24 protein-coding genes, 2 tRNA genes and 2 pseudogenes are annotated in these 24,357 nt (G+C 56.9%); 1 reads left to right on the forward strand and 27 read right to left on the reverse strand.

Going from position 1 to position 24,357, the window contains the following annotated elements:
• Positions 1 to 224: 224 nt before the first annotated feature.
• The 25 genes and pseudogenes from HG421_RS10670 to uvrB form a co-directional block, all read right to left on the reverse strand.
• A pseudogene (locus HG421_RS10670) lies at positions 225 to 589 on the reverse strand (transposase); the annotation flags it as partial.
• 154 nt (positions 590 to 743) lie between these two features.
• Positions 744 to 1,502, reverse strand: coding sequence for a hypothetical protein (locus tag HG421_RS21245; RefSeq protein ID WP_248279365.1), 759 nt, complete (start codon positions 1,500 to 1,502; stop codon positions 744 to 746).
• Between the two features lie 41 nt (positions 1,503 to 1,543).
• The gene (locus tag HG421_RS10680) at positions 1,544 to 2,038 is read right to left on the reverse strand and encodes a DUF4189 domain-containing protein (protein WP_084624523.1); all 495 of its coding nucleotides are present in this window, start codon (positions 2,036 to 2,038) and stop codon (positions 1,544 to 1,546) included.
• A 24-nt stretch (positions 2,039 to 2,062) separates the two neighbouring features.
• Positions 2,063 to 2,478 (reverse strand): annotated as a pseudogene (locus tag HG421_RS21250) (type IV secretion system protein); the annotation flags it as partial.
• A 70-nt stretch (positions 2,479 to 2,548) separates the two neighbouring features.
• Positions 2,549 to 3,850 carry a peptidoglycan-binding protein gene (locus tag HG421_RS10685; RefSeq protein ID WP_169706362.1) on the reverse strand — a complete coding sequence of 434 codons (1,302 nt, stop codon included), beginning with the start codon at positions 3,848 to 3,850 and terminating at the stop codon, positions 2,549 to 2,551.
• A gap of 103 nt (positions 3,851 to 3,953) precedes the next feature.
• Positions 3,954 to 4,757 carry an FG-GAP repeat protein gene (locus tag HG421_RS10690; protein ID WP_248279366.1) on the reverse strand — a complete coding sequence of 268 codons (804 nt, stop codon included), beginning with the start codon at positions 4,755 to 4,757 and terminating at the stop codon, positions 3,954 to 3,956.
• 108 nt (positions 4,758 to 4,865) lie between these two features.
• Complete coding sequence (locus tag HG421_RS10695; protein ID WP_101361392.1) at positions 4,866 to 5,354, reverse strand: DUF4189 domain-containing protein; 489 nt, start codon at positions 5,352 to 5,354, stop codon at positions 4,866 to 4,868.
• Between the two features lies 1 nt (position 5,355).
• Positions 5,356 to 6,234: a type IV secretion system protein gene (locus tag HG421_RS10700; protein ID WP_248279367.1), complete on the reverse strand. Its 879-nt coding sequence runs from the start codon at positions 6,232 to 6,234 to the stop codon at positions 5,356 to 5,358.
• A gap of 121 nt (positions 6,235 to 6,355) precedes the next feature.
• Entirely contained in the window at positions 6,356 to 7,702 is a 1,347-nt protein-coding gene (locus HG421_RS21255) for a peptidoglycan-binding domain-containing protein (protein WP_169706363.1), read from the reverse strand.
• A 45-nt stretch (positions 7,703 to 7,747) separates the two neighbouring features.
• On the reverse strand, positions 7,748 to 8,338 hold the full coding sequence (locus HG421_RS10710) for a lysozyme inhibitor LprI family protein (protein ID WP_211161717.1): 591 nt from the start codon (positions 8,336 to 8,338) through the stop codon (positions 7,748 to 7,750).
• A 25-nt stretch (positions 8,339 to 8,363) separates the two neighbouring features.
• Positions 8,364 to 8,849, reverse strand: a complete 486-nt coding sequence (locus HG421_RS10715; protein ID WP_169706364.1) for a DUF4189 domain-containing protein — start codon at positions 8,847 to 8,849, stop codon at positions 8,364 to 8,366.
• A gap of 42 nt (positions 8,850 to 8,891) precedes the next feature.
• The gene (locus tag HG421_RS10720) at positions 8,892 to 9,980 is read right to left on the reverse strand and encodes a type IV secretion system protein (protein ID WP_169706365.1); all 1,089 of its coding nucleotides are present in this window, start codon (positions 9,978 to 9,980) and stop codon (positions 8,892 to 8,894) included.
• Between the two features lie 95 nt (positions 9,981 to 10,075).
• Positions 10,076 to 10,900, reverse strand: coding sequence for a hypothetical protein (locus tag HG421_RS10725; RefSeq protein ID WP_248279368.1), 825 nt, complete (start codon positions 10,898 to 10,900; stop codon positions 10,076 to 10,078).
• Positions 10,893 to 13,346 carry a VirB4 family type IV secretion/conjugal transfer ATPase gene (locus tag HG421_RS10730; protein ID WP_169706366.1) on the reverse strand — a complete coding sequence of 818 codons (2,454 nt, stop codon included), beginning with the start codon at positions 13,344 to 13,346 and terminating at the stop codon, positions 10,893 to 10,895. The genes HG421_RS10725 and HG421_RS10730 overlap by 8 nt, the downstream gene beginning before the upstream one ends.
• A gap of 100 nt (positions 13,347 to 13,446) precedes the next feature.
• Positions 13,447 to 13,758 carry a type IV secretion system protein VirB3 gene (locus HG421_RS10735; protein ID WP_169706367.1) on the reverse strand — a complete coding sequence of 104 codons (312 nt, stop codon included), beginning with the start codon at positions 13,756 to 13,758 and terminating at the stop codon, positions 13,447 to 13,449.
• Positions 13,751 to 14,158 carry a TrbC/VirB2 family protein gene (locus tag HG421_RS10740; protein WP_169706368.1) on the reverse strand — a complete coding sequence of 136 codons (408 nt, stop codon included), beginning with the start codon at positions 14,156 to 14,158 and terminating at the stop codon, positions 13,751 to 13,753. The genes HG421_RS10735 and HG421_RS10740 overlap by 8 nt, the downstream gene beginning before the upstream one ends.
• A 58-nt stretch (positions 14,159 to 14,216) precedes the next feature.
• The gene (locus HG421_RS10745) at positions 14,217 to 15,047 is read right to left on the reverse strand and encodes a lytic transglycosylase domain-containing protein (protein ID WP_169708158.1); all 831 of its coding nucleotides are present in this window, start codon (positions 15,045 to 15,047) and stop codon (positions 14,217 to 14,219) included.
• A gap of 60 nt (positions 15,048 to 15,107) precedes the next feature.
• Complete coding sequence (gene virB11 / locus HG421_RS10750; protein WP_211161718.1) at positions 15,108 to 16,157, reverse strand: P-type DNA transfer ATPase VirB11; 1,050 nt, start codon at positions 16,155 to 16,157, stop codon at positions 15,108 to 15,110.
• Positions 16,158 to 16,162: 5 nt separating this feature from the next.
• Positions 16,163 to 17,341: a TrbI/VirB10 family protein gene (locus HG421_RS10755; protein ID WP_169706370.1), complete on the reverse strand. Its 1,179-nt coding sequence runs from the start codon at positions 17,339 to 17,341 to the stop codon at positions 16,163 to 16,165.
• Positions 17,338 to 18,105: a TrbG/VirB9 family P-type conjugative transfer protein gene (locus HG421_RS10760; protein WP_169706371.1), complete on the reverse strand. Its 768-nt coding sequence runs from the start codon at positions 18,103 to 18,105 to the stop codon at positions 17,338 to 17,340. The genes HG421_RS10755 and HG421_RS10760 overlap by 4 nt, the downstream gene beginning before the upstream one ends.
• Entirely contained in the window at positions 18,102 to 19,109 is a 1,008-nt protein-coding gene (locus HG421_RS10765; protein ID WP_169706372.1) for a virB8 family protein, read from the reverse strand. The genes HG421_RS10760 and HG421_RS10765 overlap by 4 nt, the downstream gene beginning before the upstream one ends.
• A gap of 123 nt (positions 19,110 to 19,232) precedes the next feature.
• Positions 19,233 to 19,646, reverse strand: coding sequence for a TcpQ domain-containing protein (locus HG421_RS10770; RefSeq protein WP_169708159.1), 414 nt, complete (start codon positions 19,644 to 19,646; stop codon positions 19,233 to 19,235).
• A 505-nt stretch (positions 19,647 to 20,151) separates the two neighbouring features.
• Positions 20,152 to 20,394: a hypothetical protein gene (locus tag HG421_RS10775; RefSeq protein WP_169706373.1), complete on the reverse strand. Its 243-nt coding sequence runs from the start codon at positions 20,392 to 20,394 to the stop codon at positions 20,152 to 20,154.
• A gap of 453 nt (positions 20,395 to 20,847) precedes the next feature.
• Positions 20,848 to 20,922: transfer RNA gene (locus HG421_RS10780), tRNA-Val, on the reverse strand.
• Between the two features lie 98 nt (positions 20,923 to 21,020).
• The gene (gene uvrB, locus HG421_RS10785; RefSeq protein ID WP_169706374.1) at positions 21,021 to 23,042 is read right to left on the reverse strand and encodes an excinuclease ABC subunit UvrB; all 2,022 of its coding nucleotides are present in this window, start codon (positions 23,040 to 23,042) and stop codon (positions 21,021 to 21,023) included.
• 182 nt (positions 23,043 to 23,224) lie between these two features.
• Between uvrB and HG421_RS10790 the strand changes: the two genes are divergently transcribed.
• Positions 23,225 to 23,728, forward strand: coding sequence for a GspH/FimT family pseudopilin (locus tag HG421_RS10790; RefSeq protein WP_228331030.1), 504 nt, complete (start codon positions 23,225 to 23,227; stop codon positions 23,726 to 23,728).
• 47 nt (positions 23,729 to 23,775) lie between these two features.
• Here HG421_RS10790 and HG421_RS10795 read toward each other — a convergent pair.
• Positions 23,776 to 23,852: transfer RNA gene (locus HG421_RS10795), tRNA-Asn, on the reverse strand.
• A gap of 43 nt (positions 23,853 to 23,895) precedes the next feature.
• Positions 23,896 to 24,345 (reverse strand): type IV pilin protein, encoded by a 450-nt coding sequence (locus tag HG421_RS10800; RefSeq protein ID WP_169706376.1) that lies wholly within the window; start codon positions 24,343 to 24,345, stop codon positions 23,896 to 23,898.
• Between the last annotated feature and the right edge of the window lie 12 nt (positions 24,346 to 24,357).

Consider the following 24,357-nt stretch of genomic DNA (forward strand, 5'->3'; position numbering starts at 1 on the left):
CGAGCAAGCCACGCGAACTACCGAACAGGCCCAGCGCCCGCGCCAACCATGCTGCTCGATCAGCCTGGCAAGAAGCGGCGCTTACGCCCCAGGTCTACAGCTTTTTGCAATGACATATTTCAGGGCATGAGTCTCCACGCAAGTTCGGCTTATCCGCGTTTGAGGTTGCTGTGCTCGGCGTCCAGATCATGAAGGCGTTGCACATCAGCGGCTTCCATGCCTCCGCACTTGGACTTCCAGACGTATACGCTGCCTCCGTGCCGGATGCTCATTGTTTTGTTCGCCACGGCCCATCGGGCGATCTCCCTGCGTTGAGATGGCCTCACCATTTTTTTGCCAGCGCCTCACGAAGGACTTCGGCAGTCATTTGCGATTCGGCGTACATCTTTTTCAGGCGCCGGTTCTCGTCCTGCAACTCCTTGAGCTGGGACATCAGCGACGCATCCAAGCCGCCAAACTTGCTGCGCCACCTATAGAACGTTGCTGAGCTAATGCCGTGTTCCCGGCATAGCTCCGGCACCGACGTGCCGGCCTCGGCCTGGTTGAGGACGGCGATGATCTGACTGTCGGTGAAACGGGATGTCTTCATGGAACCTCCTCAGAAAAGCGTACGAGAAAATTCCACTTCTGGCTTCGGCTAAACTGTGGGGGGAGTACCCTCGTCTATCAGCCATGATGCATGTCCTCTGGATATGACGGTTTGGTAAAGCACCACCCTTCTAGTGGCGCCGGATGTTGCGCATTTAGAACACCTTACATTGCAACTCTTTTATTCTCTTATCGGGCTTTGCCTTGGTAAAAAGAAAAGTTGTGTAGCCAGGTCCACGTGAGCCCTCGCCGTCGTCAACGTACGCCTCCAGGAAAAGCTGACGGCCCTCGAGCTCTACCACGTAAAACTTCGTCTGAGTGTCGGGACCACCCCCCATGTCTTGAGCACAGTCACCAGCAAAGAGACGTACCGAGGCTGTATCAGGGAGCTGACGTTTCACTACATCAGCATATTCGGGGCTGATATAAAACTTCTTTACCGCAATCGAGTGCACATTCTGTGCATCCCCCGTGAGGGTAAGGCCCGACTCACCTTCATTGGCCTTCTTCACTCCTGCATCAGCCCCTTGATTCCCGTCAGGTACGTCAACCATACCAAAGCCATCGAGAACAAGTGTTCCGCTACGGGACTTTGAGTTTTCGGGACCAGTGCTGTCAGGATTACGCTGCGGAGAAGACTCCCGCCACTGCACGCCTGGAATGCCGTCGAAGCTTGACCAAGAAGCGCCATCGTTGACAACAAGTAGAGAGACGACTTGAGAAAGCGACGTCATTCGGGCCACTCCGTCCGAATTTTCAGGCTGAGGCGATGATTCAGAGCTGTCTTCTGGCATATCTCTGCGCTCTTCCTTGATGCCTTCATTCTCTTTCGCGGAAGTAGCGTCCTGCCGGCAAGCGCCCAGCGTGAAGAATCCCAAAGCCAAAAAAAATACCCATATATTTTTCGGCAACATGAAAAATCCCATTTATAAAAAAACATACGTGCAACAATAAATTAATATCTTCTAAAAATGGGATCAGTACAATCTGAATACATCACCTTACAAGAACCGGTTTCACCCATTTCGCAGTTCTTCTTTGCTAACTGGACCGCCACCTCCTTACTCTCGGCCGCTTGAAAATAAGTATCAGAATGAGAGGTTGCGAACGCAGCACACTGATTCCTATAAACCAAGTGGACTTTGCAGTCAGATGCACCGCCCAATGCACACTGATTTATGGCAGATTTTCTAGCATCGCCCTCAGTGAGCTTAGCAATTGACGTTCCAGCTTCACCTGTCGATTGAGACGTAGCAATGGCCCCCCATGTCTTAATCCATTCCCCTGTCGGCCTAGGAGGAGGCATCGGCATATCTCCCCTAGACGTACCGGAATCAGGCCCGCACTGTGGACTTCCAGGAGCGACCCCAACAGGGCAGGCCGTTTGAGCGAAAGCGGGACTCGCCGCCATTAGTGAAAAAAACAAAGAAACTGTATAGATCGCTTTCATAGGCTCACTCCTTTGCGTTCACAATCATCGCTGTGCGAGACCTCGGTTTCCGGATTCTTGGGGCGTGGAAGACTCAGAGCGCCCCCCCACATCCGAACGAACTATGTTGTCAGTCCCTCCCCTTGCGTGAGTGTCAGAGCGGCCAGCATCCCTAGCCGGCGCCCCCCCCGGCTCATAAGGCCGCCCAGCTGCCGGCGACTGACCTGCCGATCCAACTGCCCCAGCGCCGAGTACGCCGGGAACTGGCCCAGCGTGCCCTGGAAAAAGGCCGCGGCCATGGGTGGTGCGGTGATGATCAACGTCGTTAGCACCAGTCCTAGTCCTCCCTGCTGCAGCGCCATGCTGCTGATGCCTTCGCCCGTAAACCCATTCAATGCCCACTTTGCAACGAAGGCTGCGCCCACCGCGCCGACAACCTTGGCGCCCAAGCTCACCATGAAAAAAGAGGGCCGAGATTACCGGAATAACCTCGGCCCTCATCATCAGGTCAGACCAAAACGAAAGACACTGCTACATCGACATCTCAGGAGACGCTGCTTGCTGCGCCTGCCCCTGAACTTGCGTTACCTGCTGTTGGCTTTCCTCGGCCACCTGTCGGCTACTGTGTTCGAGTGATTGCCCCTGCGCTTGGTTGCGGTCGATGAAGACACGGCGCATCGACGGATCACCAAGCTCACCTTGGACTGCAAAAAAGCCGTCGCCGCTCTTGTTGGGAAGGATGTGGTCAATGCGTTGCAGACCACCGACCTTGGCTTCAAACACCGCCTGCCCTGCGGCCTGCTCCAACTCCTTGCGATCGGCAAATCCACCACGTTCGCCAAGAGCTTCCAATTTGCTTACCGCTCCCACGAACATTGGGTTGTCGGCATGACGTGGGTCGGACAGCAAGGGACTGGATGCTGCCTGTGCCGGCGCAGCAGGCGCGCTGCTCTGCTCGGCTTGCTGGACCTTTTGTTGCGACAGCGCGCGGGCCAAGGCCGCTTGCGTTTGACTGCCCACCACACCATCGACCTGCAAGCCATGCCCGCGCTGGAATTGCTCGACCGCATATTTGGTGTTGCCGCCGAAGTCGCCGTCCGCCTGTAGCGGCTTGCCGTCGCGGCCGGTGGCACCTAGCTGGGCAAGTTGGCCTTGCAGCTGTTTCACTTGCTCCCCGCGCTCGCCTTGTTCGAGTTTGCCATCATGAGAATTCGAGGGCTGATGGGAAGTTGAACCGGGGGTCACGCTATGTTTCAGATCGACACCATCGCGCTTGACGCTTTCGATCAAATCGGGAACCCGACGCTCCCAATTATTCGCGTACTCCTCGCATTCCTTTGCGGCCTTTACACTCCAGGGTTTGCTAGGAGTGACTCCGTTGACCACACGCCGGGCGTTGTAGACGTCATGGCTGTCACCATCGATATAGCGATCAAGAGGCTTCCCTGTAAACAAGCCGTCACGCATACCGACAACTAGAACCTTCGCAGCAATTTCTGGCTGCTTGGCCATGTCCGGATTGCGGACCATCTCGCCGTTAAGGCCTAGCAACTTGTCGAACTTCGCATAGTTGTAATCGTGGGTAAGATGCACGTAACCACGACCATAAAATTCTTCGCCGCCGCTATATCCAAGTTTGCGCGCCTGGCTGCGCCCAAAATCTTCCTCAGGTGCCTGGAAGTTACGCGTCTCATGCTGAGCCGTCGCCAGCATGTACGATATTTGCTTTGGATCGGTCACACCGTTCTCAAGAGCGGTTTTGACGATCAACCTAACGGAAGATTCCCGATCTACCCCGAAGCCTTCGGTACTCCGGCCACGTCCATCACTCATAGTATTCTCCGTACGTGCATGTCATTAGAATTTTTTATTGCGTCATCGGCATTACAGCCCCCGAGATGCGTTGCATGTACTCACCAAAACCACTAATCACCTCCTAGTTAGCCACCTCCTTCATTTCACCGTTTTTTAGCCACTCTATTTTTTTCTTCGGGTTAGCCGGATCATTCGTGTCTTCGGTTACCCGCTCTATCAACACCGGCTCGTTCTTCTTGATTTCGTAGGTATCGAAAACATGGATACAGCATCCATCCCCCGAACTGGAAGTCAGCAAACTCCCTTTCACGGAGAAAAGACCATTAGCCATTATTGTGATATCGGACAGCGACTGATTGAAAACGAGACGCTCTTGGGTGGCGTCAAAAAGATAGACGCTGTAAGAGGGGCCGCCATAATTACCCTCTTTACCAGACCAAAGCACTAAATCCTCATGCCCATCGCCATTGATGTCGGTCAGAATGATTGAGTGACGATTCTTCTTGTAAGTGTCGTCTAGCGGACCATGATAGAACGTGGAATCACTATCCACGTACAATGCCTCAGGCTCCAATGCAATCTGCTTGGCTCCGGGGAATGTCACCTCCACGACTGGCGAACGGTTACATAGCATGATCCCTGGACTATCTTCGCTACAGCCCTGCGACTTGATTGAAATAGCAATACCACCGATATCTGCATTTACCTCGCCTTGGTCGTTGAGCTTGGCACTGACAGCAGATGGCATTTTCAAGTCCTTTTGCGGAGAGGATTCAGGCTTTTTGCCAGTTTGATCTTGGGCGGATAATTTCGCCCCGTCAGCCTCTGCGGACGGAGTATTGCCTGGACTGCACGCTGTGATCGAGATGACGCAAGCTAAATACAGCGCCGCCACGACCGCTCTTACTAGTGTACGTTCCACCATAGAAAATCCTTCCAATTCAAATCAATATTTCTTAAATACCGGCTCCGAACAAATTGTACCCGCCTCTCGGTTCGCGACACTTTGCTAGCGGCATTTATGACAGAAAAATCAGAACTTCCTAAAGATGGGATCGCTGCAAGTTGACATTGCAATTTTACAATCCCCTCCCGAATTCTTCTCGCAAGTTTTCGTTGCTCTGGATTCCACATCATTCAAGGATGGGCCTCCAGTTATCGCCCCCTTACCACGACTAGAAGCAGGCGACGCGATGGCAGCACACTGATTATGAAAAGTCAACGCGATAGTACATTGCATGCCAGCCAATTTTTGGCAGTTTTGCAGGGCGGCATCTTCAGCCTCTTTGCTAGTGAGACGCCCCTTAGTGTAACCAGCATCACCATTGTCGGCGATGGCAATGGCACCCCATGTTTTTATCCACTCACCCGTAGGCCGCGGTGGCGGAGCAGGAATGTCTCCTCTTGACGTCCCAGAATCAGGCCCGCATTGTGGACTGCCAGGCGCAACACCAACTGGACACGCCGTTTGCGCAAACGCGAATACAGGAATAACCGCCAATAATAAAATAATTTTACGCATTTTAGCCCCGCTGCCTGTCGACGTTATTAGCGTTTCCCATTTTACCGCTTGCGGTCTGGCTAGAGTTGGACTCATCGCCCGAAACTCGTCCACTCACTTGAGGGACAGGAGTAATTTCAGAACGTTGATTATCCCTAGCCGGCGCCCCAGGCTCATAAGGCCGCCCAGCCCCCGGCGACTGGCCCGCACGATCCAACTGCCCAAGCGCCGAGTATGCCGTGAACTGGCCGAGCGTGCCCTGGAAGAAGGCGGCAGCCATGGGTGGTGCGGTGATGATCAAGGTCGTTAACACCAGTCCTAACCCTCCCTGCTGTAGCGCCATGCTGCTAATGCCTTCGCCGGTGAACCCATTCATCGCCCACTTCGCGACGAACGCCGCGTCCAATGCGCCGACCACCTTGGTCGCCAAACCCACCGTGAAGGTCAAAACAGACAACGAAAACACATTACCCAGCCCGTATAGGAGCCATTTGCTGAACAACGACTTCGTCGCCTGGAACAGCAGACACAGGATGAACAGTGGCCCAAAGCCCACCACCAGCGCCATTGCCAGTTTGTTCAGCGGCAGCATGGAGCCTGCGACTACACCTGGCCCTGCCATGCCGATGCCGGTGAACCAACGGGCCCTGTCTTTTTCATCCTTGCCTTCTTCATCGCCACCCGTCTTGATCTGATCCAATGCGGACATCGCGACCTGCATCAGCATCAGATTCTTGTCGATTGCCTCGTAGGGGCTCTTTGAACTGCCCGTCACTGTCCGGATGATCGCCGAGCTGATCCCGTCTGTTAGCGTCCAATACAGCCGCGGCGAGCCTTGTGCCATGCTGGTTGCCAACCCGATGATCAGCGCCGCCCGCAGCGCCGTCACCACCAGACCCATCGCCGCTTCTCGCGACTGGCCGGTCACGATGCGGTAGCCTGGATGAAGTTCGAAGAAGCCGAGATTGCCTCAGTAACCTCGGCTTCTCATCAATCGGGTCAAACCAAGACACGAGACGCTGCTACATCAACATCGTAGGAGAAGTCGTTTGCTGTACCTGCCCCTGGACTTGCGTTGCCTGACGCTGGCTTTCCTCAGCCAGCTGTCGGCTACTGTGTTCGAGCGACTGTCCTTGCGCCTGCTCGCGGTCAATAAAGACGCGACGCATTGAAGGGTCACTCAGTTCGCCCTGGACTGCAAAAAAACCGTCGCCGCTCTTGTTGGGAAGGATATGGTCGATGCGTTGCAGACCACTGACTTTGGACTCGAACACGATCTGTCCAGCTGCTTGCTCAAGTTCCTTGCGGTTAGAAAAACCACCGCGATCGCCCAAGGCCTCCAACTTACCGACTGCGCCGGTATACATCGCATTGTCTGGATGACGAGGGTCGGATAGCAAGGGGCTGGATGCTGCTGCTGCCTGTGCCGGCGCAGCAGGCGCGGCGCTCTGCTCGGCTTGCTTCGCCGTTTGCTGCGACAGCGCCTGAGCCAACGCCGCCTGCGTCTGGTAACCCACCACACCATCGACCTGCAAGCCATGCCCGCGCTGAAATTGTTCAACCGCGTATTTGGTGTTGCAGCCGAAGTCACCATCGGCTTGTAGCGGTGTGCCGTCGCGGCCGGCGGCACCTAGCTGGGCAAGTTGACCTTGCAGCTGCTTCACCGATTCACCGCGCTCGCCCTGTTCTAGCTTGCCGTCGTGAGATGATGGAGACCGTTGGGGTCCAGACGACTTACCCTGCGCAGGTAGGCGACCTTCAGTTAAGCCAATTAGATCGTGTTTCTCCTCAAGCGCTCGATCACGCAGCGAATCCCATTGAGTAGGAGAACTTTTGAACAACGTTTTGGTATGAGAGTACTTGTAGTCTTGCAATGCCTCAATAACCTGCTTATCTGACAAATCAGACAATTGATAACTGCCGCCGAACTTTTCCTCCAGTCCTTTTCGAAACAATGATGGCGTCAAGGTGCGATACTGCACCGACGTGCTCCAAATAGCGTCCTGGACAGCAGCTCCACGATCACTTAGATCTAGCCCGCCAGCTTTTAAAGCCGCAACTTGCTTATCGTAATGTGTGCTCTTGATAAAATCATGCTGATCACGGCCGAACGCAGCATCAGTGCGCGCAAGCTGAATCCACTTCGCATCAAAAGCATCCGTCGCAGGAGATAGTCCTGCAAACTCATCTGCATAGCGTGATTGATTCAAATATTCTCGCAGTGTGCCTGATTTAGAGGAAAGCTGATAAGCCCCATAAGAAACACCACCATGGTCTCCTTTACCTGTAGAAATGGTTTCAACACCGCGCCGACCACTTTCATGTCGCGCAGATGTCATACCCAAATGCCATCCATCCATAGTTGCCATCATCAAACCTCGCAGTTGACCAGCTTATTATAAAAATCCGAGTAACTAGCGCTCCTCCAGTTCTTCGGCGCGCTGCGCGGTTGCATTCAATTCACAAGAGCTGTCTTCCAACTCTTCCGCCTGCCCACCACCAAGTGCACCATTTGATTTGCAAAGCGTATAACGCCACTTTATCCAATCGCGCTCCTCCTGCTTAAGCCCATCCTTCTTTTCTGCCGGCCAGTTTTTCAGCAAGCGCTTATAAGCTGCATTCAGCCGAGCGTCCTGATAGGCATATTCCTGACCATTGCAATCAATCAACGCCGGCATGACGGCATCTGCACGTTTAACGCACTGGATGTATGAAGATCGCAATTTTATATTTTTAGCCAGGTCGCCACGTTGCTTTTGCTGATCGCTATTGAGCACCTGCTCCAATAGCTGATCTTGCTCACGGGCAATACGCTTTTGCTCGTCCGTGGTGCTATCAGCGCCTTGAGCATTATTTGCGGATGCATCTAAATTTTGCTCCAGCTTTTGAGGGGGGCTGGAAATTTCCTCAGCCACTTCCGAGATCGACTTTTGCTTGCAAGCCGCCAAGAGTAAAAAAACAGCTCCAGCGAAGACTAGACTTATATTTTTAAGAAAAATCGGCATCAGAACCCCGACAAGTTAGGTCAAGCTAATACTTTTTAAAGAAAGGATCTGAACAATCAGTACCTCTAACCACGCATTTGGCACCAGACGCTTCCGCGCATTTCTGCAATGCAGAACGTTGAGCCATTTCCTTAGTGGCTGCACTAATAATTTTCCCGCCAGTCCGCCCTTTAGCAGCTTGCACTACCGCGACACATTGATTTTTGTAGGTAAAGTTAACTTCACAATCAGAGTTTCCAAAATCCTTACAAATTTTAATCGCCTCTGCCTTTGCATCTTCTTCAGAAAACTTCCCTGTACTACTTCCAATATCACCGTTATTGGAGCTAGCAATTGCACCCCACGTTTTAATCCATTCCCCAGTGGGTTGGGATGGAGCATTTTGAGGCTTCATCTCCGGCGTGTCGGGGATGCACTGAATACTACCCATCTGGGTACCGACCGGGCATCTAGTCTGACCTAAGACAACGAAAGGAAAGGCCAGCACAATGACTGCCATATATATCTTCATAACTAACCAACTCCAGCTATACAAATCAAAGCGCTAGGAGGACTATGAATTTGCCTTACCAAATCTACCTGTTGAGACAGGGCCAGAATCATTATTTGCATAGTGAGGCTGCCTTGAACCCTGTGTTGACGAAGGGTTGTATTGGCCTTCAGATTCCCGATTATCACGAGCCGGCGGATGCATCTGTGCATTCGGCCCTTGCCTATTAGCGTTAGACGCCGCATCCGACGAGCCCAACGAGCCAACCGCCGAGTACGGGACGAACTGGCCGAGTGTACCCTGGAAGAACGCCGCCGCCATCGGTGGTGCGGTAAGGATCAATGTCGTCAACACCAAGCCCACTCCTCCCTGCTGCAGCGCCATGCTGCTAATGCCTTCGCCATTACCACCGTTAAGGGCCCATTGCGCGAGAAACGCAACACCTACCGCACCCACGACCTTGGTTGCCAAGCTAACCGTAAACGTCAGCACCGACAACGAGAACATGGTGCCCAACCCGTATAGCAGCCACTTGCTGAACAATGACTTCGTAGCCTGGAACAGCAAGCACAAGATGAACAACGGCCCGAAACCGACCACCAGCGCCATCGCCAACTTGTTCAATAGCAGCATTGAGCCCGCAACGACTCCAGGTCCGGCCATGCCGATGCCCGTGAACCAACGCGCACGGTTCTTGGCGTCTTCGCTTTCTTTATCACCGCCAGTCTTGATCTGATCAAGCCCAGCCAGCGCCATCTGCATCAGCATCAAGTTTTGATCGATCGCCTTGTAGGGGCTGTCCGAGTCCCCGGTGACTGTCTTGGTGATCGCCGAGCTAATCCCGTCGGTCAGGGTCCAATACAGTTGCGGCGAGCCCTTGGCCATACTCGTCGCCAACCCGATGATCAGCGCCGCCCGCAGCGCCGTCACCACCAGACCCATTGCTGCCTCGCGCGATTGTCCTGTGACGACACGGTAGCCCTGGATGAAAATCCACAGCGTCAACACCGTTAGTGCCACCATGCCGACCCAAGCCGTCGTCCGCTGCAGCAATTCCCACTGAAAAATGGAGATTTCGTCGCGAAGGTAGTCATTGATGAGACGAAAAAATTCGTAGTTGGCAATATTCGTCAGTAAGTCACTGATATTCATAAGTCATCACATCCACTGAGACGGCTGCGCCGTAGGGCAACTACTGCCCGAGTTGAGTCCATTGCAATACACGCGTCCACCACAGTGAGTGCGCCTTAATCCTTATCGATCATCAGTGGCTTGTATCCATCAGGCTCCTTGCTCCTGATGGCCTCAAACGCGCCCTTCATCGCCAGACCAGCAACGGCCGTCTTGCCAAGGCTCATCAAGTCGCCGGTAATCTGGGACCACCAAGAGGACTCACCGTCGGGTTCGGGCGGCTTGGTGCCGCTCATCGCCGCTAATGCCGCTCCCGTCTGCTTGTCGGTGAGATATGCGAGGCGCTTGTCGTAAGCGAACATGGCCGACTCCATTTGCTGACGGTCGATATCCATCATCGCCTTCAGCGCCAGCAGTTTGTTGGTGTTGCTCTCAAGCTCGCCGATCTTCTGGTCGCCGATCTTCTTGCGCTCTTCTTCGATCGTACGCAGGCGTTCCAGGCGTTTGGTGGTGATCTCGTTCATCGCCACCATGTAGTTGTACTGGGCGTTGCGTGTGCGTTGGGTCATCTCGCAGACCTGCTTCTGCACACTGGACACCGGCGTACCGGACGTGGACGCCGAGCACGCGCTCACACCGAAGTCGTCGGGGATCTTCTTCAGCGCCTCCTTTGGCTTCTCAACTTCCTTACCGCTGGATTCCTTACCATCGCCATTCTTGATGGTCTGGTTCTTGCGGATCTGCTCGACTTTCTCGTTGAGATCCTTGTCCACCACCTCCCACTGCGCACTGGCCGCTCCCGCCATGCTGAGCAGCACCAGTCCCATGAAGAGCTGGGAAAAATGTCTGAACGTGATTGCCATGGTGTTCTTCGCCTCCTGTGACACAGATGAAGTTGGTGCGGAATGAAACGACTGCGGATGAGTGGATTGCCTATGCATCTTCAACTTCCTTGTCCTTGACCGACTTGCGCTTGCCCGAGCCCTTGCGGTTGGCATAAAAATCGGACAACCACTGCTCGGGCGTCAGCTGGTCGACGGTGACGCCCAGCTTGCTGGCCTTGCCGGCCAGGATCTGATGCATGATCTCGATGTTGTCGGTCGAGGACGAAATCACCGACAAGGCATCGTCCATGCCGCGCAGATTGAGTTGGCACACCGCCGAGGCGTGGCCTTGCTTGACCAGGAAGCAGCGCGAGCGCTCGTCCAGCGAGACCACTACCTGGTACTCGGCATCGGTGAGCTTGAGGCCGTCGATGTAGTCATCGCGGCTGGCATTGGGGTTGGGCAGCAACACCATCGTGGCGGTCTGCTCGATCAAGGCCGCAGCGATGTCGCTGGCCAGCGCGTCTTCCGGGCTCTGCGTGGCGAAGATGCCCAGACCGTTCTGCTTACGGATGGTCTTCTGCTTGTTCTTGGCAAATTCCTTCAAGCCGCCCTTGCCGTCCAGAATCTTCCAGAACTCGTCCATGACGTAGATCAGCGGGCGGCCGTCGATCAAGGCCTCCAGGCGGTGCAGCAGGTAGTTGATCACCGGCACGCGCACTTCGGCGTTGTCGATCACATCCGTATAGTCGAAGCCGATGATGGACGCACGCGTCAGGTCGATGGTATCGACCGGGTTGTCGAACACCCAGCCCAGCGAATTGCCCGCCGTCCAACGGCGCAGGCGCGCGTACAGGCCGTCGTCGCCCATATTGGGCAGGCTCTTGCGGAAGTTGCTCATGCTGCGCAGGTGCATGGGCGTGTCCAGCATGCCCTCCACCGCACGATAGATGTCCTCCTCCTCGCGTGCGCTGTATTCGGCCTTGCCACCCAGCACCTTGATCAATTCGGCAAGGAACTTCGTATTGGCTTCATTGCGCTCGCACTGGAACGGGTTGAAGCCGGTCGGCACACCGTTTTCCAACGCCAGATAATTGCCGCCGCAGGCGCGCACGAAAATCTCCGCGCCGCGGTCCTTGTCGAAGAAGAAGATGGTCGGGATCGGATCGAACTTCTGCACCTGGCTCAGCAGAAAGTTGATCAGCGCGGTCTTACCCGTACCGGACTTACCGATCACCATGGTATTGCCGATCGCCTTCTCACCCAGCGAATTCTCCGCGGGGTGCGTGGCGTGGAAATTGAAGTAGTACGGCTGGCCGTTGGTCGTCTGCAGCGTGGTGACGCAATCGCCCCAGGGATTGTTGTGCTGCTTGCCCTGGGCGAAATTGTGCAGCGGCGACAAACCGAGGAAGTTGAGCGAGCTCAGGTTGGCGATGCGCGTGCGGAAGCGCCAGTTGCCCGGCAGCTGTGCATAGAACGACGACGCAATGGCCAGATCTTCCTTGGCCGAGACGAAACCCGCGTTGGACAGTTCCGCGCGGGTGGTGGCGATCTGCCTGGCCAGCTTCTCCTGGCTATCGGCGTAGACCGCCAGGGTGAAGTGATATTCGCCCAGCACAAAGTTGCCGGAGGCCACGTCATCCATCGCCAGGTCCAGATCGCGGATCTGGCTCGACGATTTGTCGCCCGACGAGATCATCATGCCCTTGGTTCGTTCCAGCACCTTCAGCGCATCGTGACGACCGACCGGGCTGAAGGAGTGGGTGATGACATACTCAAAATCCAGATACTTCAGGCCATTGAGAATGCCGGGATAGGTTCCGTCGGCATATTCCTTGACGTTGAGGATTGCACCGAAATGATTGATGCCGTCCGGCGTACGGATGACGAAATCGCCCGTCTTGTTGGCAAACATGTGCTTGCTGACGGGCAGATACGCAGGCACCGGCGCCTGCAGCACCGGGACAGGTTCATCGATGCGGTTGAGCAGATAGCCGAGAAACTCCAGCGTCTCGGAGAAAACCACGCCGTTCTTGGCTTCGTACATTCCAAGACGGTAGGGCGAATAATCCTTCAGCACCGCCTCGACGTTGGTCGCGAGTTCGACGAGCTTGGCGGCGGCCTGCTCCTCCTCGGCCCGAATCTTGTCTGGGTTGGCGGATTTTTCGACCAACCGGCGACCAGTGACAACCGGCCGATAGATCATGCTGAGATACAGTTCATTCTGCATGATCTTCTGCGAAGACAGCGCAGCGTAGTATTCGTCGGACAGGGACTGATTGAACGATTGCTTGAAGCGCCCACCGGTTCCAATCCTTCGCCGGCGGCGAACATCGTGCGTCCAGAACGCCACATTGGCGAAGTCCGGGGCGCGCAGGGTCTGCAGCAACCGGTTGAACGTATTGTGCCGCTGCTCCAACTCGAATTCGTCGCGCCCAACGAACGGCAAGCCAGCCAGATGCCAGATCAACAGATAGTCGCCCCCTGTCGTCTTGACGACGGAGGGCGCGACGTGTGTCGAAACGGAAACGAATTCGCTGATCGGACTGTCTGGGCTGAACATGGTCTTACCAAGTTAAGAAGGAAGCATCACACCAAGGACCATCGAAAACACCAACCCCACGCGGATTTCGCGCGTGGGGTTGGTTGAACGGTTCACGTGCCTATCGCGGTTTGCCCGGGGGAGTCTTGCGATATTCGTTGGGACTGAACACCCACATTCCGGAATACCGCTGGAGGTTTCGAGCACGCATCCGGAACAGCCAGCGCAATCCGAGCAACCTGAAAATCATCTCGTCACGCTTGGCCATCTGTTGCATGACAAAGATGATGACGGGAATGGTGAACAGGTACCAAAGGTTGATGTACATCCCCAACAGCAGGCCACCGCCGGCGCCGATGAAGAAGGGGATGTAAGGCACCCCCAAAAACATCGCTGGGCGGGTGCAGCCGCGGAAGAGGACATCTTTATGCATAGTATTGAACGATCTGCATCAATGCGCCGACTCCCTCGCAACTGTTCGCGTCACCACCCTCGTTGTTCTTAAGAATCATGTTGGCGATCTGGCCAGCTGCGCCAATCAGAACACCGCCGATAAGAATGGGGGAAACCTCGGAGATGCGCTTGTGCGCGAAGGCAATCTGGTAGCCTGCGACGATGACGGCGATGGTGACCACGGCGATCGAGCCCATGTTAAGCAGCTTGGTCACGTTGTTAAGGAATCCGCAGACGCGGGTATCCGTTCCGCCGAGGGTATCCGTCGCACCAGCGCCGCCAGCCACCAGCAACAACGAGGTGAACAACAGTGCCTTCAGTGCCTGCGTGCCGACCATCTTGGCATCAGCAACTGTCTTCTTGTCGATTTCAAACTTCATGTCTAACTCCTTGGGAACAGAGGGGGTCCAGCAGCCATATCCTTGGCGATGTTTCATCCTAAAAAACAAATGCACTATCGACTTGCGGGGCCGTCTGCGGCGCGCGCTGCGCGGCGACGGGTGCAGCAGGTTGGTCAGGCGTTGTAGCCGCCGACGGGGCAGCAGCGGGCAAGGCTACGCCGCGCCCCTGACCCGTCGGCTTTACAACGTACAGCTCGCTCTCCTCCGCAGGGGCCACGGGTGAGATGCGGCTCGGCAGAGAATAAGGTGCTGCAGGTGGCGCTAGCATAGGCGCTGACGGTGAAGCCGTCGTGTGGCCGACACCCGAAAAATCCTGAATGCGACGCGCGACGATCGCATCCGCCAATTCGGCAGCCGCCTGCCGCAACGGATTGGCAGGCCGTAACCGCACCTGACGCGTGGGCACCACTGCAATTGCCTCCGCCCCGGAGCCCGCAGACGCTACCGACTGGCGAATGGAGGCATAGATCTTCTGCACGTAGCCGTGCTTGAAGCCGGTTTCAAAGTTTCCGGAGTAGTAACAGCTGAACGATTTACCCCAGTTAGCGCCGGAGCGGGAATGGCATTCGGCCAGGATGCGCGAAGCAGCGACAAGATTCGGGCATTTCTCGAACGCCATCTCGTAGCTGGTCAGGCCGTACTTTTGCAGGTTGTACCGATTGACCTGGCCGAGCCCGAGGGAGAAGTTGTAGCCCTTCTGTTCCAGCATCTTGGCGGTGGCAACCGCCTCGGCCAGGCCGCGCGGCTCACGCACCAGCCTCCCGCCCACCACGCCAATGGCGTAGGGATTACGCGAGGACTCGACACGGACAACGTGCTGCATCACCTCGCCGGGAACGGCCAGTCCAGTGCACCCCATCAGTTCCATGCCAGGCAACATGTCATTTCTCCTCCAAGATCAAATCACTTCCATTGCAGAACGGGTGCCTCATCCCCCACGCAACGTTCTCAGGGGGTCGAAATCGATGCCGGTGATGAAGCGTCGCCCGGCGTGCGCCTTGATGTGAACCACGATGTCGATGGTCATCCTCAACAACCGCTTGATCACCTCGAACTCCAGGCCCGAGCCCTCATTGGAGGCCTTGACCATCAACGCCAACTGGTCCCATGTCTGCTCGACACTTCCGGCGTGGCAGCTGGTAATGGAGCCCGGGTGTCCCGATGCGCAGTTACGAATGAAGTAGAAGGACTCATCGCCACGCAGCTCGGCCAGGATGATGCGGTCCGGCTTCATGCGCAGACAGGCTTCCATGCAGCTTTTGGCAGTGACGTTACTGGTGCTCTGCCCACCTTTGGAATACAGCAGATGCACGGCATTGGGCTGGCTGATAAACAGCTCGCGTGCGTCCTCGATGGTCACCAGCCGTTCTTCGCTCGGGATGTGATTGACCAACGCCTTCATGAAGGTGGTTTTGCCGCTACCCGTGGCTCCGGCGACGACCACGTTTTTCTTGTACAGCACACTTTTCTTGAAGAATTCGGCGTAATCGCGCTTGCGACGCAGCTCCAGCAGCTCCTGATCGTGGTCGCTGACGTCGGCCGACTGCTCCAGCACCTCGTCGAAGAACCCGTCGTGCTTGTACTGCTCCAGCGACTTTGTGTGCTTGGAAGGAAGCCGGATCGTAATGGACACTTTGCCCGCATCGCAGGCAGGAGGCATCACGAATTGCGCGCGCTGGCCGGTCGGGAAAGTCAACGACACCACCGGATCCGCATCGGTGATGCGCTGCCCGGTATTGCTCTCATTGACGACCGCAGTACAGAACTGCCGCGCGCGGTCGTACGTGAGAGATGGCACGTCGACACGCTGCCAGCCATGGATGGTTTCGAGGTACAACTCGCCAGGACGGTTGATGCATATTTCAGTGACCTCCGGAGAGTTCAAATAATCCAGGATGCCCAGCACCGCGTACTGGTAATCCAGGAAGTCATTTGAAATTCGTGCGGTCGGGGAATCGTCGATCGTCATGGCAGCCATTTCATTCACTTCGGCAGGACAGCCGAGAAATCGACGTCCTTGGCGACATAGACATTCAGTACCGTGCCCTGGTTGATCGTCAGGGTGGCGGGACGACGTCCGGACTTCTCGACCGCCTGTTCGGCAAGCTGCTGCATGCTACGTGCGGTATTACTTTCAAAAGGCTGCTGCGTGATGACTCCACTGCCAACGCCGATCGTCGTCGTCTCCGGACCGTACTCCGCAGCTGCATACTTGAACGCATCGCTCAACAGGCTGATGAACAGCGCTGACGCAATCTTGTTACCCCAATGAGCGTTGTAGCTGCCCGGATGACCGGCACTGCCTAATGTATCGATGCCAGGCCCTTGCAGGGTGACATCCAGCCCGGTCGGCGTAGTGACGCGATCCCACACGACCTGCAGACGTCGAGTCGTCGGCTCGCCGGCGCCGTATTGCCCGAGCATCTTGGAGCCCTTGGGCAGCAGCAGGTTATGTCCGTTGATGGAATACACCGGCTCGGTAACGATGCACGAGGTGTAGCCGCCAAAATCGGAAATGATCCGGGTTTCCAGGATGCAGCGGATATAGGTACCACGCACCAGCAGACCGTCAGGATTGCTGATCGGCTTGGCCAACGTGATCTGGCTATCTTCCGGGCTCTGTGGAGGTTGCGCTCCCGGCTGGCCGGGCAAGCCAGTGCCGTTGGTGGAGGACTCGGCGAGAATGCGCCGCTCCAGCAAGGTTGGACCGCGCTGACGCTCCGGGGCCGAGCTGACCTCATCGGTCTCATCGGTCTCATCGGTCGGCATCGGTGGCAGCGGCGGCAAGCTCGGCTGTTGCGCAAGCGGAACCGGCGCCTCCTCGACGGGTGCAGTCATGTTTTGCGGCAACGCCGGTGCAACGACCGTCTCTGTTCGCTGCTTCGGCGGAGCGGAATCTTCACCGCTTCCAGATGCAAGCCAGAAGATTGCAAGAATCAACAGCGCCGCAATGGCAGCCAGGAATACCAGCGCCTTTCGATTCAGCCGCTTGATGTCGCTGGAGCGCAACACCGGTTCATTGGCGTCCAGATCCGGCTCTGCACCCGCCTGCTGGCGCGCAAAGTAAGGATTGCTGCGCTCGTTGTATTCACCGTTGCGCTGCTCCTCCCCACCATTGTTCGGGGAGCGCTCATCAGGACCGTTTGGAGTATTCGAGTTCACTTTTGCTTGTTCCTTCGCAGACCGACGACGTTATCGCCATGGCGAACCACCAGGAAAGGGTAAGTCCCGTGCACGATCAGGGTGTTGCCTTCCACGGTCGTGTTGACGAGAAAATCCTCGGCATGTTCCTTTTCCCGGGCGAACACCGCAGGAAAGTTCCCGGTTGGGAAGCGCGTCAAATCCATGTTGATGTAAGTAAACTTGCCGTCGTCATAGACCCGGCTTGGAATCAGCCAGGACTTCTTGGTCCGTGTTGCATAGTCGTAGTCATAGTAATAACGCCGATCCTTGAGGATCTTGGCATTCAGCAACGGGCCCTTCTTCGAGGTGTCAGCGTCCTCGACGTTGTTGAAACTGGTGTCCTTCGGATAAGTGAAGACCACCTTGTACTGAACACCTGCCTGCTTCGCCTGTTCCAGGCGCTGCCAATCGGTCGCAACCACCTTGAGCTCAAGAATGTAAGAATGCGTTGCCGTACGAATCATCATGTTCGTATCGACGTCGACATTCTTCGGCTTGAGATAGAAGACATTCTCACGCCGTGTGAGCTCCCAGCCGCCAGTGAAACCGGTGCTGTAGTCCAGGATCTTTTCGTTCGGGCTCAGCTCGACCTGAGTAGTGATCCCCAGACCCGTACGCACCTGGTAGATACGATCCGGCGCATATTCATACTCCTGCACCACTTGAGCAGCCGCCGAGAATGCGCATAGTGCAAGTGGCAGTGCTGAAAATAACGCAGCCCTGTACCGATTAAAAAGTTTCATCGACCGCTTGCTCCATTGACATTATTCGGCGTCCTCTGGGGTTGTACCGCAGGCTGACCTGCCGGCTGCATTTGATCCGGGAATGCGGGCTGCGTCTGCTGCTCGGGTACCCCGCCCTGCGGCGCCACTCCCTGCTGCAGTGGCACAGCGCCTTGCGGTACCGCACCCGAAATATTCGCTGCATTGGGGTCCACCACAGCAGGCGCCACTTGCTGTACCGCGGCCTGCGGCTGCGCATTGATCACAGCGCCAGCGGCAGGGGCAACCGGCAACGAGGAATAATCGTTATCCACCCGATAGTCGGTCACCCGAAAGCCCAGGGGATTTTCAACCCGCAAACTGTCACTCATTTCCAGGTTGTCCTGGTACACGAATGCCATGGTTGCAATCTTGTTGTCGAGCAAGGTGGAGACAGTGGAATTTTTGTCATACACCGTTCGCTGGAAGCGCACGGTCGCCCCTTTGTAGGGCTGCCCCTGTCCGCCGATCAAGGTAATGCTCAAGATGTTGACGCGAATCGCCCGGAGCTTGCCATAGGTATTCAAGGGCCGCGACGGATTGTTGGACGAATGCAGTGCGCGATACTCGCTGACCACATTCGTGGCTCCCATCGCCGAGACCGTATTCCAGTCGCGCTGCCCGATGATGGAAAGGTCGAACGATTCACGCGCGATAATGAAACGCGCAATATTGCTGCGCGCCAGCGCCTCGCTGGTGCTGATGGTGCGCCCGCCGAAATTCTTTTCAAGCTTGGCGATGGTGCTGGTACCGGAGTACGCATCTGCCATGACCAAATACGGCACTTTCTCCTTGAGCGGCAGCATGTAGTAATAGCCGCCCGCCGTCATGACCGTGATCACCATGGACACAACGGCCACCATCCACGCACGTTTTTCACTGCGGCGCGCGAGATCAGCGATGCTCACCTCGTAGTTCACCGCTTTCTGGACAGCCGCACCTACCTGTGCGGATTCATCCTTTTCACTGATCTTCTTACGCAACATGTCGAGATCCATCACCGGGAGGCCTTGACAGGCCTAAAACTATTGCCGCGACAACACGCGGATGCTGGGGAGACGTGCACTGTCTGCTGGACGCGCGCGCGCTGGCGCCCGACCGGCGATCAGTCATTGCAGCTTGGCTCCGGATGCAACAGGTACCGGCTGCACCAACAACTTGTTGGCAGATACGGTTACCGAAACGCCTTGTGCCGCGTACGCAGCGCTCAACTCGGTGGCGGCCTGCTGGACGCTGGTCGTGCTGATGTTGGAGACCGGCGCGATGAGGGTGTAATCAGACGGCAGGTTGTAAGACAGCTGCATGTTCGAATCGGCTGCCCATCGCTCGAGCATGGTCTTCAACGTCCCGTCCATGGGCGTGGCCTGGTACGTATAGGAGGTATAGAGCGGAATCTCGGTCGGAGCCTCGTCGAAATGATTGACGTGCTTCCACCTTCCACCAAAGTCAGGAGCAGGCTTGGTCGCGCAGGCACCGATCAACCCTACAACCACGAAGACCAGCGACAGCTTGGACGCGTACATCGGATTCACTCTGACTCTCCAACTCGTAAATTTCGGGCCTGAAAACGCAAAAAGCCTCGACCCCACACACTCGGAAGCGGCGGAAGCAAGGCAGTCTCTTAAAAATTATCCAGCCACTCGCCGACAGACAGGCGGACGCGCAAGCGCGGTACGGCCTTGGACGAGGGCACACCGGGAAAAAATGAAAATGAATACGCTTGAGAACCATCCATAGTGTCGCTCCTGTACGGCCCTTCCGGCGCCGCGCCCCTTAACCAAGCTCTACCAACCGTAAATTCTTGATAACTCTGCCCTTAACTGCAAGGCGAGTCAACAATCGACGCATATGTTCACACGACTTACGTGACTTGAAGCACACTTCTTGAAAACGTTATCACATTCACCACGAAGCAGCCTTGTCCGGCTAACCACACCGAGACTGTGCTCATCAAGCCCCACGTCGCTTTTGAACCATCTACTCGATCTTGCCTACCGATCGATGCCTACTCGAGAACACAACCGATAGCTATCGTCCCAGAGCTGATCGCTTCCCCGGCACATCAGGTCCACGTGCATCCCTGTCACTTTCCACCAGCGAATTAATCCAGAGTGACGCTTGATCATAGGAAAGATCTGGAGTCAATCGCGTCCCCGCATCCGTGACAACTGCATATCCGAGCACGGCATCGGCCATGTAGACCCTTTCAGGGGAAATCGCCACGACACGGTATCCCCCTCTGGCGAGCACCGTATGCTGATACTCATCCATCTCTATGCGCTCCATGCCTGACCTCACGAAATGCTAACGCAGCGCATGTGAAGAAGGAGCGACGTACCAGACGCCCTTGCCGCTACGCCTCCGCAGCCGGCGCTGCATCGCGAGCTGCATCAACTGCACGTCCCGCCCTGTTCACCCCAGACAGCCCGCGCTGCGCGCGACCGGGCGTGGTCAAGTGCGCCATCCACGAACCACGGGATTGCATCAGGATACAGAACGAGGCATGCGTGGTGCTCACGCCGCATAGCGTCCACGATGATCATGTTGGCGCCAAGGCCGCACGTCCCAGCGCTAAATGCTGTTGAGAGGCACTCAACATAGACAGAAGCTCCGACAGTAACTACCCGACTCCACGCTCGGAGCCTGCACTTTCTGCCAGAAATCAGGATGCAGCGAACCTGCATCCGTAATCCACCCAAGTCGCCATGCCATCTGGACTTGGAGTGGTGGGCGGTACAGGGTTCGAACCTGTGACCCCTACCATGTCAAGGTAGTGCTCTACCGCTGAGCTAACCGCCCGAATCCTGCGTCAGCATTGCGCTGTGCAGGGCGCGCATTCTAGCGCAGGGTTTTACCGACCACAAGCCCTATTGCGCCTGCAGGGTGAGCCATCTGCCCTACCCCAGGCTGGCAGCCTTCAACTTCTGGATCTGGTCGCGAATCTGGCCGGCCGCCTCGAATTCGAGATCCTTGGCGTGCTGGTACATCTGCTGCTCCAGACTCTTGAGCTTGCCGGCGATCTCCGCAGGCTTCATCGCACGATAGTCCGGGGCCTCTTCGGCAATCTGACGCGACTTCGAGCGCCCCTTGCCGGCCTTCTTCTCGGCCGCCTCCTCACGCGCGCCTTCCATGATGTCTTCGATCGGGCGCGCCACTGACTTGGGCGTGATGCCGTGCTCGAGGTTGTACTCGACCTGCTTCTCGCGGCGGCGATCGGTCTCGTCGATCGCCGCCTGCATCGAGCGCGTGATCTTGTCGGCATACAGGATCGCCTTGCCGCGCAGATTGCGAGCGGCGCGGCCGATGGTCTGGATCAGCGAGCCGGTCGAGCGCAGGAAGCCCTCCTTGTCGGCATCCAGAATCGCCACCAGCGACACCTCCGGCATGTCCAGACCTTCGCGCAGCAGGTTGATGCCGACCAGCACGTCGAACTTGCCCAGGCGCAGGTCGCGGATGATCTCCACGCGCTCCACGGTGTCGATGTCCGAGTGCAGGTAGCGCACGCGAATGCCGTGCTCGCCCAGGTATTCGGTGAGATTTTCGGCCATGCGCTTGGTCAGCGTGGTGACCAGCACGCGATCGCCGAGCTTGATGCGCTCATGCACTTCGGACATCAGGTCGTCGACCTGGGTACCGACCGGGCGAATCTCGACCACCGGATCGATCAGACCGGTTGGCCGCACCACCAGCTCGGTGATCTCGCCGGCGGATTCGCGCAGCTCATACGGACCAGGCGTTGCCGACACGTAGATGCTGCGCGGCGAACGTGCCTCCCACTCTTCGAAACGCAGCGGCCGGTTGTCCAGCGCCGACGGCAGCCGGAAGCCGAATTCCACCAGCGTTTCCTTGCGCGAGCGGTCGCCCTTGTACATCGCGCCGATCTGCGGAATGGTGACGTGGGATTCGTCGATGACCAGCAATGCGTCCGGCGGCAGGTAGTCGAACAGGGTCGGCGGCGGCTCGCCCGGCGCCTTGCCGGTGAGGTGCCGCGAGTAGTTCTCGATGCCGTTGCAGAAGCCCACTTCGGCCATCATCTCCAGATCGAACTGGGTGCGCTGCGCCAGGCGCTGCGCTTCCACCAGCTTGTTCTGGGAATACAGCTGCTCCAGCCGCTCCTTCAACTCTTCCTTGATGGTGTCGACGGCGCTGAGCGTGCGCTCGCGCGTGGTGGCGTAGTGCGTCTTTGGGTACACGGTGTAGCGCTGCAGCTTGCGCAGGGTTTCGCCGGTCAACGGGTCGAACAGGGTCAGCTGCTCGACGTCGCCATCGAACAGCTCGATCCGCAAGGCCTCGGTATCCGACTCGGCCGGAAACACGTCCACCACCTCCCCGCGCACGCGGAACGCGCCGCGGGTGAGCTCGAATTCGTTGCGGGTGTACTGCAGGTCGGTGAGATGCCGGATCAACTGCCGCTGATCGATATGCTCACCGATCGACAGGATCAGGCGTAGGGACAGGTAATCTTCGGGCGCGCCCAGGCCGTAGATCGCCGACACCGTCGCAACCACCAGCGAATCGCGACGCGACAGCAAGGTCTTGGTCGCCGACAGGCGCATCTGCTCGATGTGCTCGTTGATCGAACTGTCCTTCTCGATGAAGGTATCCGACGACGGCACGTAGGCCTCGGGCTGGTAATAGTCGTAGTAGCTGACGAAGTACTCGACCGCATTGTTCGGGAAGAACGACTTGAATTCGCCGTACAACTGCGCCGCCAGCGTCTTGTTGGGCGCCATCACCAGGGTCGGCTTTTGCACCTGCTGCACGACATTAGCGATGGTGTAGGTTTTGCCCGAGCCGGTCACCCCCAACAGGGTCTGCTTGGCCAGGCCAGCCTCGAAGTTGGCCACCAGCTTCTCGATGGCAGCGGGCTGGTCGCCGGCCGGAGAGTACGGGGAGACGAGTTCAAAGCGGTCGGTCATGGAGCGGATCTCGGGGGAGGACGGTACGAAATCTCGTAGGTCGATGCCGGTAAAAGTCTGACGTTCACTTGAGTGAAGCAAGCGTTTCCCGGCATGCGGCCAACACAGAGACTGCTCGCTCGACCTCAAGGAGAAGCGCGATGGGAGCAGTGACTCGTTCGAGCGCGAGAGGGTACACCGCAGTGCAGTTGTTGGTCGTGATGGCAGTCATCGCCATCACGTCAGCCATCGGCCTGCCGAGCTTCCAGGGCGTTCTGGAGTGGCATCGGGCGACGACGCGCGTGCATCTGTTGACGACCTATCTTGCGATGGCACGAAGCATGGCCGTCGCGCAGCGCATGCCCGTGAGCGTGTGCCCGTCGGCCGATGGCACGAATTGCCGAACGGATGGCGACTGGAGCTACGGCTGGATAGTGTTCAAGGACGCGGGCCGCAACGGGCAGCCAGTGGATGCGTCCTCGATCCTCAGGGTCGAACACTATCCGCTGACCAATGACATCGAAGCAACGGCCACGCTTGGCAGACCTATCGTGCGATTCCTGCCCAGCGGCCTAAACAGCGGCACCAACATCACCATCAGCCTCTGCAGCAACGCCCGGCGGCTGGCCGACGTCATCGTAAACAACACGGGACGCACGCGAACAGTCCGCTACACCACGCCCTCAAGCTGCCGACCACGACGCTGACGCACAAAACGAAAAAGCCGCGACACGTCGCGGCTTTTTCAACATCTTGGCGCCCGAAGTTGGACTCGAACCAACGACCCCCTGATTAACAGTCAAGTGCTCTAACCGGCTGAGCTATTCGGGCGAGGAGGCGCATTGTAGACGTAACTTTACGTCAGTGCAACACCCTACCAGCAGCCAGCAGTAGTTGAAGCGCTCGGTGTCTTCACCCCGGCCTGGTTCAGCGAGATCGTGCCACACGCATCTTTGGTTTGGTTACCCTGCGGCACTGCAGTGATCGTGAAGGCGGACTGATTACCGACGAACGTTATGGTGTATTGCGCAGTACCACCCTCACGCGGCGACTGGATAGTTGTTGAACCATTCCCAAAACGAAAACTTGCATAAGTATTGTTCGTCGTATGGGAGCGCTCGGCCATCTGAGCATACTCGACTAGATCTGCCTTCGCCTGTGCTCGCCGCGACTTGCGAACATGCTCAGCATAGGACGGATAAGCAACTGCAGCCAGAATTCCCACGATAGCGACGACCACCATCAACTCGATCAGGGTGAAGCCATTGACTCCGGCTCGCTGTGGTAGCCGACGAGAAAGCGCACGGGACAAGCGTAGCGACATTGACGACCTCCG

It is taken from the genome of Xanthomonas campestris pv. badrii, from assembly GCF_012848175.1.
GTDB classification, from domain to species: Bacteria; Pseudomonadota; Gammaproteobacteria; order Xanthomonadales; family Xanthomonadaceae; genus Xanthomonas; species Xanthomonas campestris_C.

Bases quoted from the DNA above. Each gene is read 5' to 3' on its own strand.
- HG421_RS10740 (WP_169706368.1), bottom strand. From the start codon at position 14,158: ATGAAGTTTGAAATCGACAAGAAGACAGTTGCTGATGCCAAGATGGTC.
- HG421_RS10765 (WP_169706372.1), bottom strand. From the start codon at position 19,109: ATGTTGCGTAAGAAGATCAGTGAAAAGGATGAATCCGCACAGGTAGGT.
- HG421_RS10685 (WP_169706362.1), bottom strand. From the start codon at position 3,850: ATGAGTGATGGACGTGGCCGGAGTACCGAAGGCTTCGGGGTAGATCGG.
- HG421_RS10745 (WP_169708158.1), bottom strand. From the start codon at position 15,047: ATGGAACTGATGGGGTGCACTGGACTGGCCGTTCCCGGCGAGGTGATG.
- HG421_RS10680 (WP_084624523.1), bottom strand. From the start codon at position 2,038: ATGAAAGCGATCTATACAGTTTCTTTGTTTTTTTCACTAATGGCGGCG.
- HG421_RS10760 (WP_169706371.1), bottom strand. From the start codon at position 18,105: ATGAAACTTTTTAATCGGTACAGGGCTGCGTTATTTTCAGCACTGCCA.
- HG421_RS10715 (WP_169706364.1), bottom strand. From the start codon at position 8,849: ATGAAGATATATATGGCAGTCATTGTGCTGGCCTTTCCTTTCGTTGTC.
- virB11 (WP_211161718.1), bottom strand. From the start codon at position 16,157: ATGGCTGCCATGACGATCGACGATTCCCCGACCGCACGAATTTCAAAT.
- HG421_RS10725 (WP_248279368.1), bottom strand. From the start codon at position 10,900: ATGCATAGGCAATCCACTCATCCGCAGTCGTTTCATTCCGCACCAACT.
- HG421_RS10730 (WP_169706366.1), bottom strand. From the start codon at position 13,346: ATGTTCAGCCCAGACAGTCCGATCAGCGAATTCGTTTCCGTTTCGACA.
- HG421_RS10735 (WP_169706367.1), bottom strand. From the start codon at position 13,758: ATGCATAAAGATGTCCTCTTCCGCGGCTGCACCCGCCCAGCGATGTTT.
- HG421_RS10720 (WP_169706365.1), bottom strand. From the start codon at position 9,980: ATGAATATCAGTGACTTACTGACGAATATTGCCAACTACGAATTTTTT.
- HG421_RS21245 (WP_248279365.1), bottom strand. From the start codon at position 1,502: ATGTTGCCGAAAAATATATGGGTATTTTTTTTGGCTTTGGGATTCTTC.
- HG421_RS10690 (WP_248279366.1), bottom strand. From the start codon at position 4,757: ATGGTGGAACGTACACTAGTAAGAGCGGTCGTGGCGGCGCTGTATTTA.
- HG421_RS10775 (WP_169706373.1), bottom strand. From the start codon at position 20,394: ATGGATGAGTATCAGCATACGGTGCTCGCCAGAGGGGGATACCGTGTC.
- HG421_RS10770 (WP_169708159.1), bottom strand. From the start codon at position 19,646: ATGTACGCGTCCAAGCTGTCGCTGGTCTTCGTGGTTGTAGGGTTGATC.
- uvrB (WP_169706374.1), bottom strand. From the start codon at position 23,042: ATGACCGACCGCTTTGAACTCGTCTCCCCGTACTCTCCGGCCGGCGAC.
- HG421_RS10695 (WP_101361392.1), bottom strand. From the start codon at position 5,354: ATGCGTAAAATTATTTTATTATTGGCGGTTATTCCTGTATTCGCGTTT.
- HG421_RS10800 (WP_169706376.1), bottom strand. From the start codon at position 24,345: ATGTCGCTACGCTTGTCCCGTGCGCTTTCTCGTCGGCTACCACAGCGA.
- HG421_RS10710 (WP_211161717.1), bottom strand. From the start codon at position 8,338: ATGCCGATTTTTCTTAAAAATATAAGTCTAGTCTTCGCTGGAGCTGTT.
- HG421_RS21255 (WP_169706363.1), bottom strand. From the start codon at position 7,702: ATGGCAACTATGGATGGATGGCATTTGGGTATGACATCTGCGCGACAT.
- HG421_RS10700 (WP_248279367.1), bottom strand. From the start codon at position 6,234: ATGGGTCTGGTGGTGACGGCGCTGCGGGCGGCGCTGATCATCGGGTTG.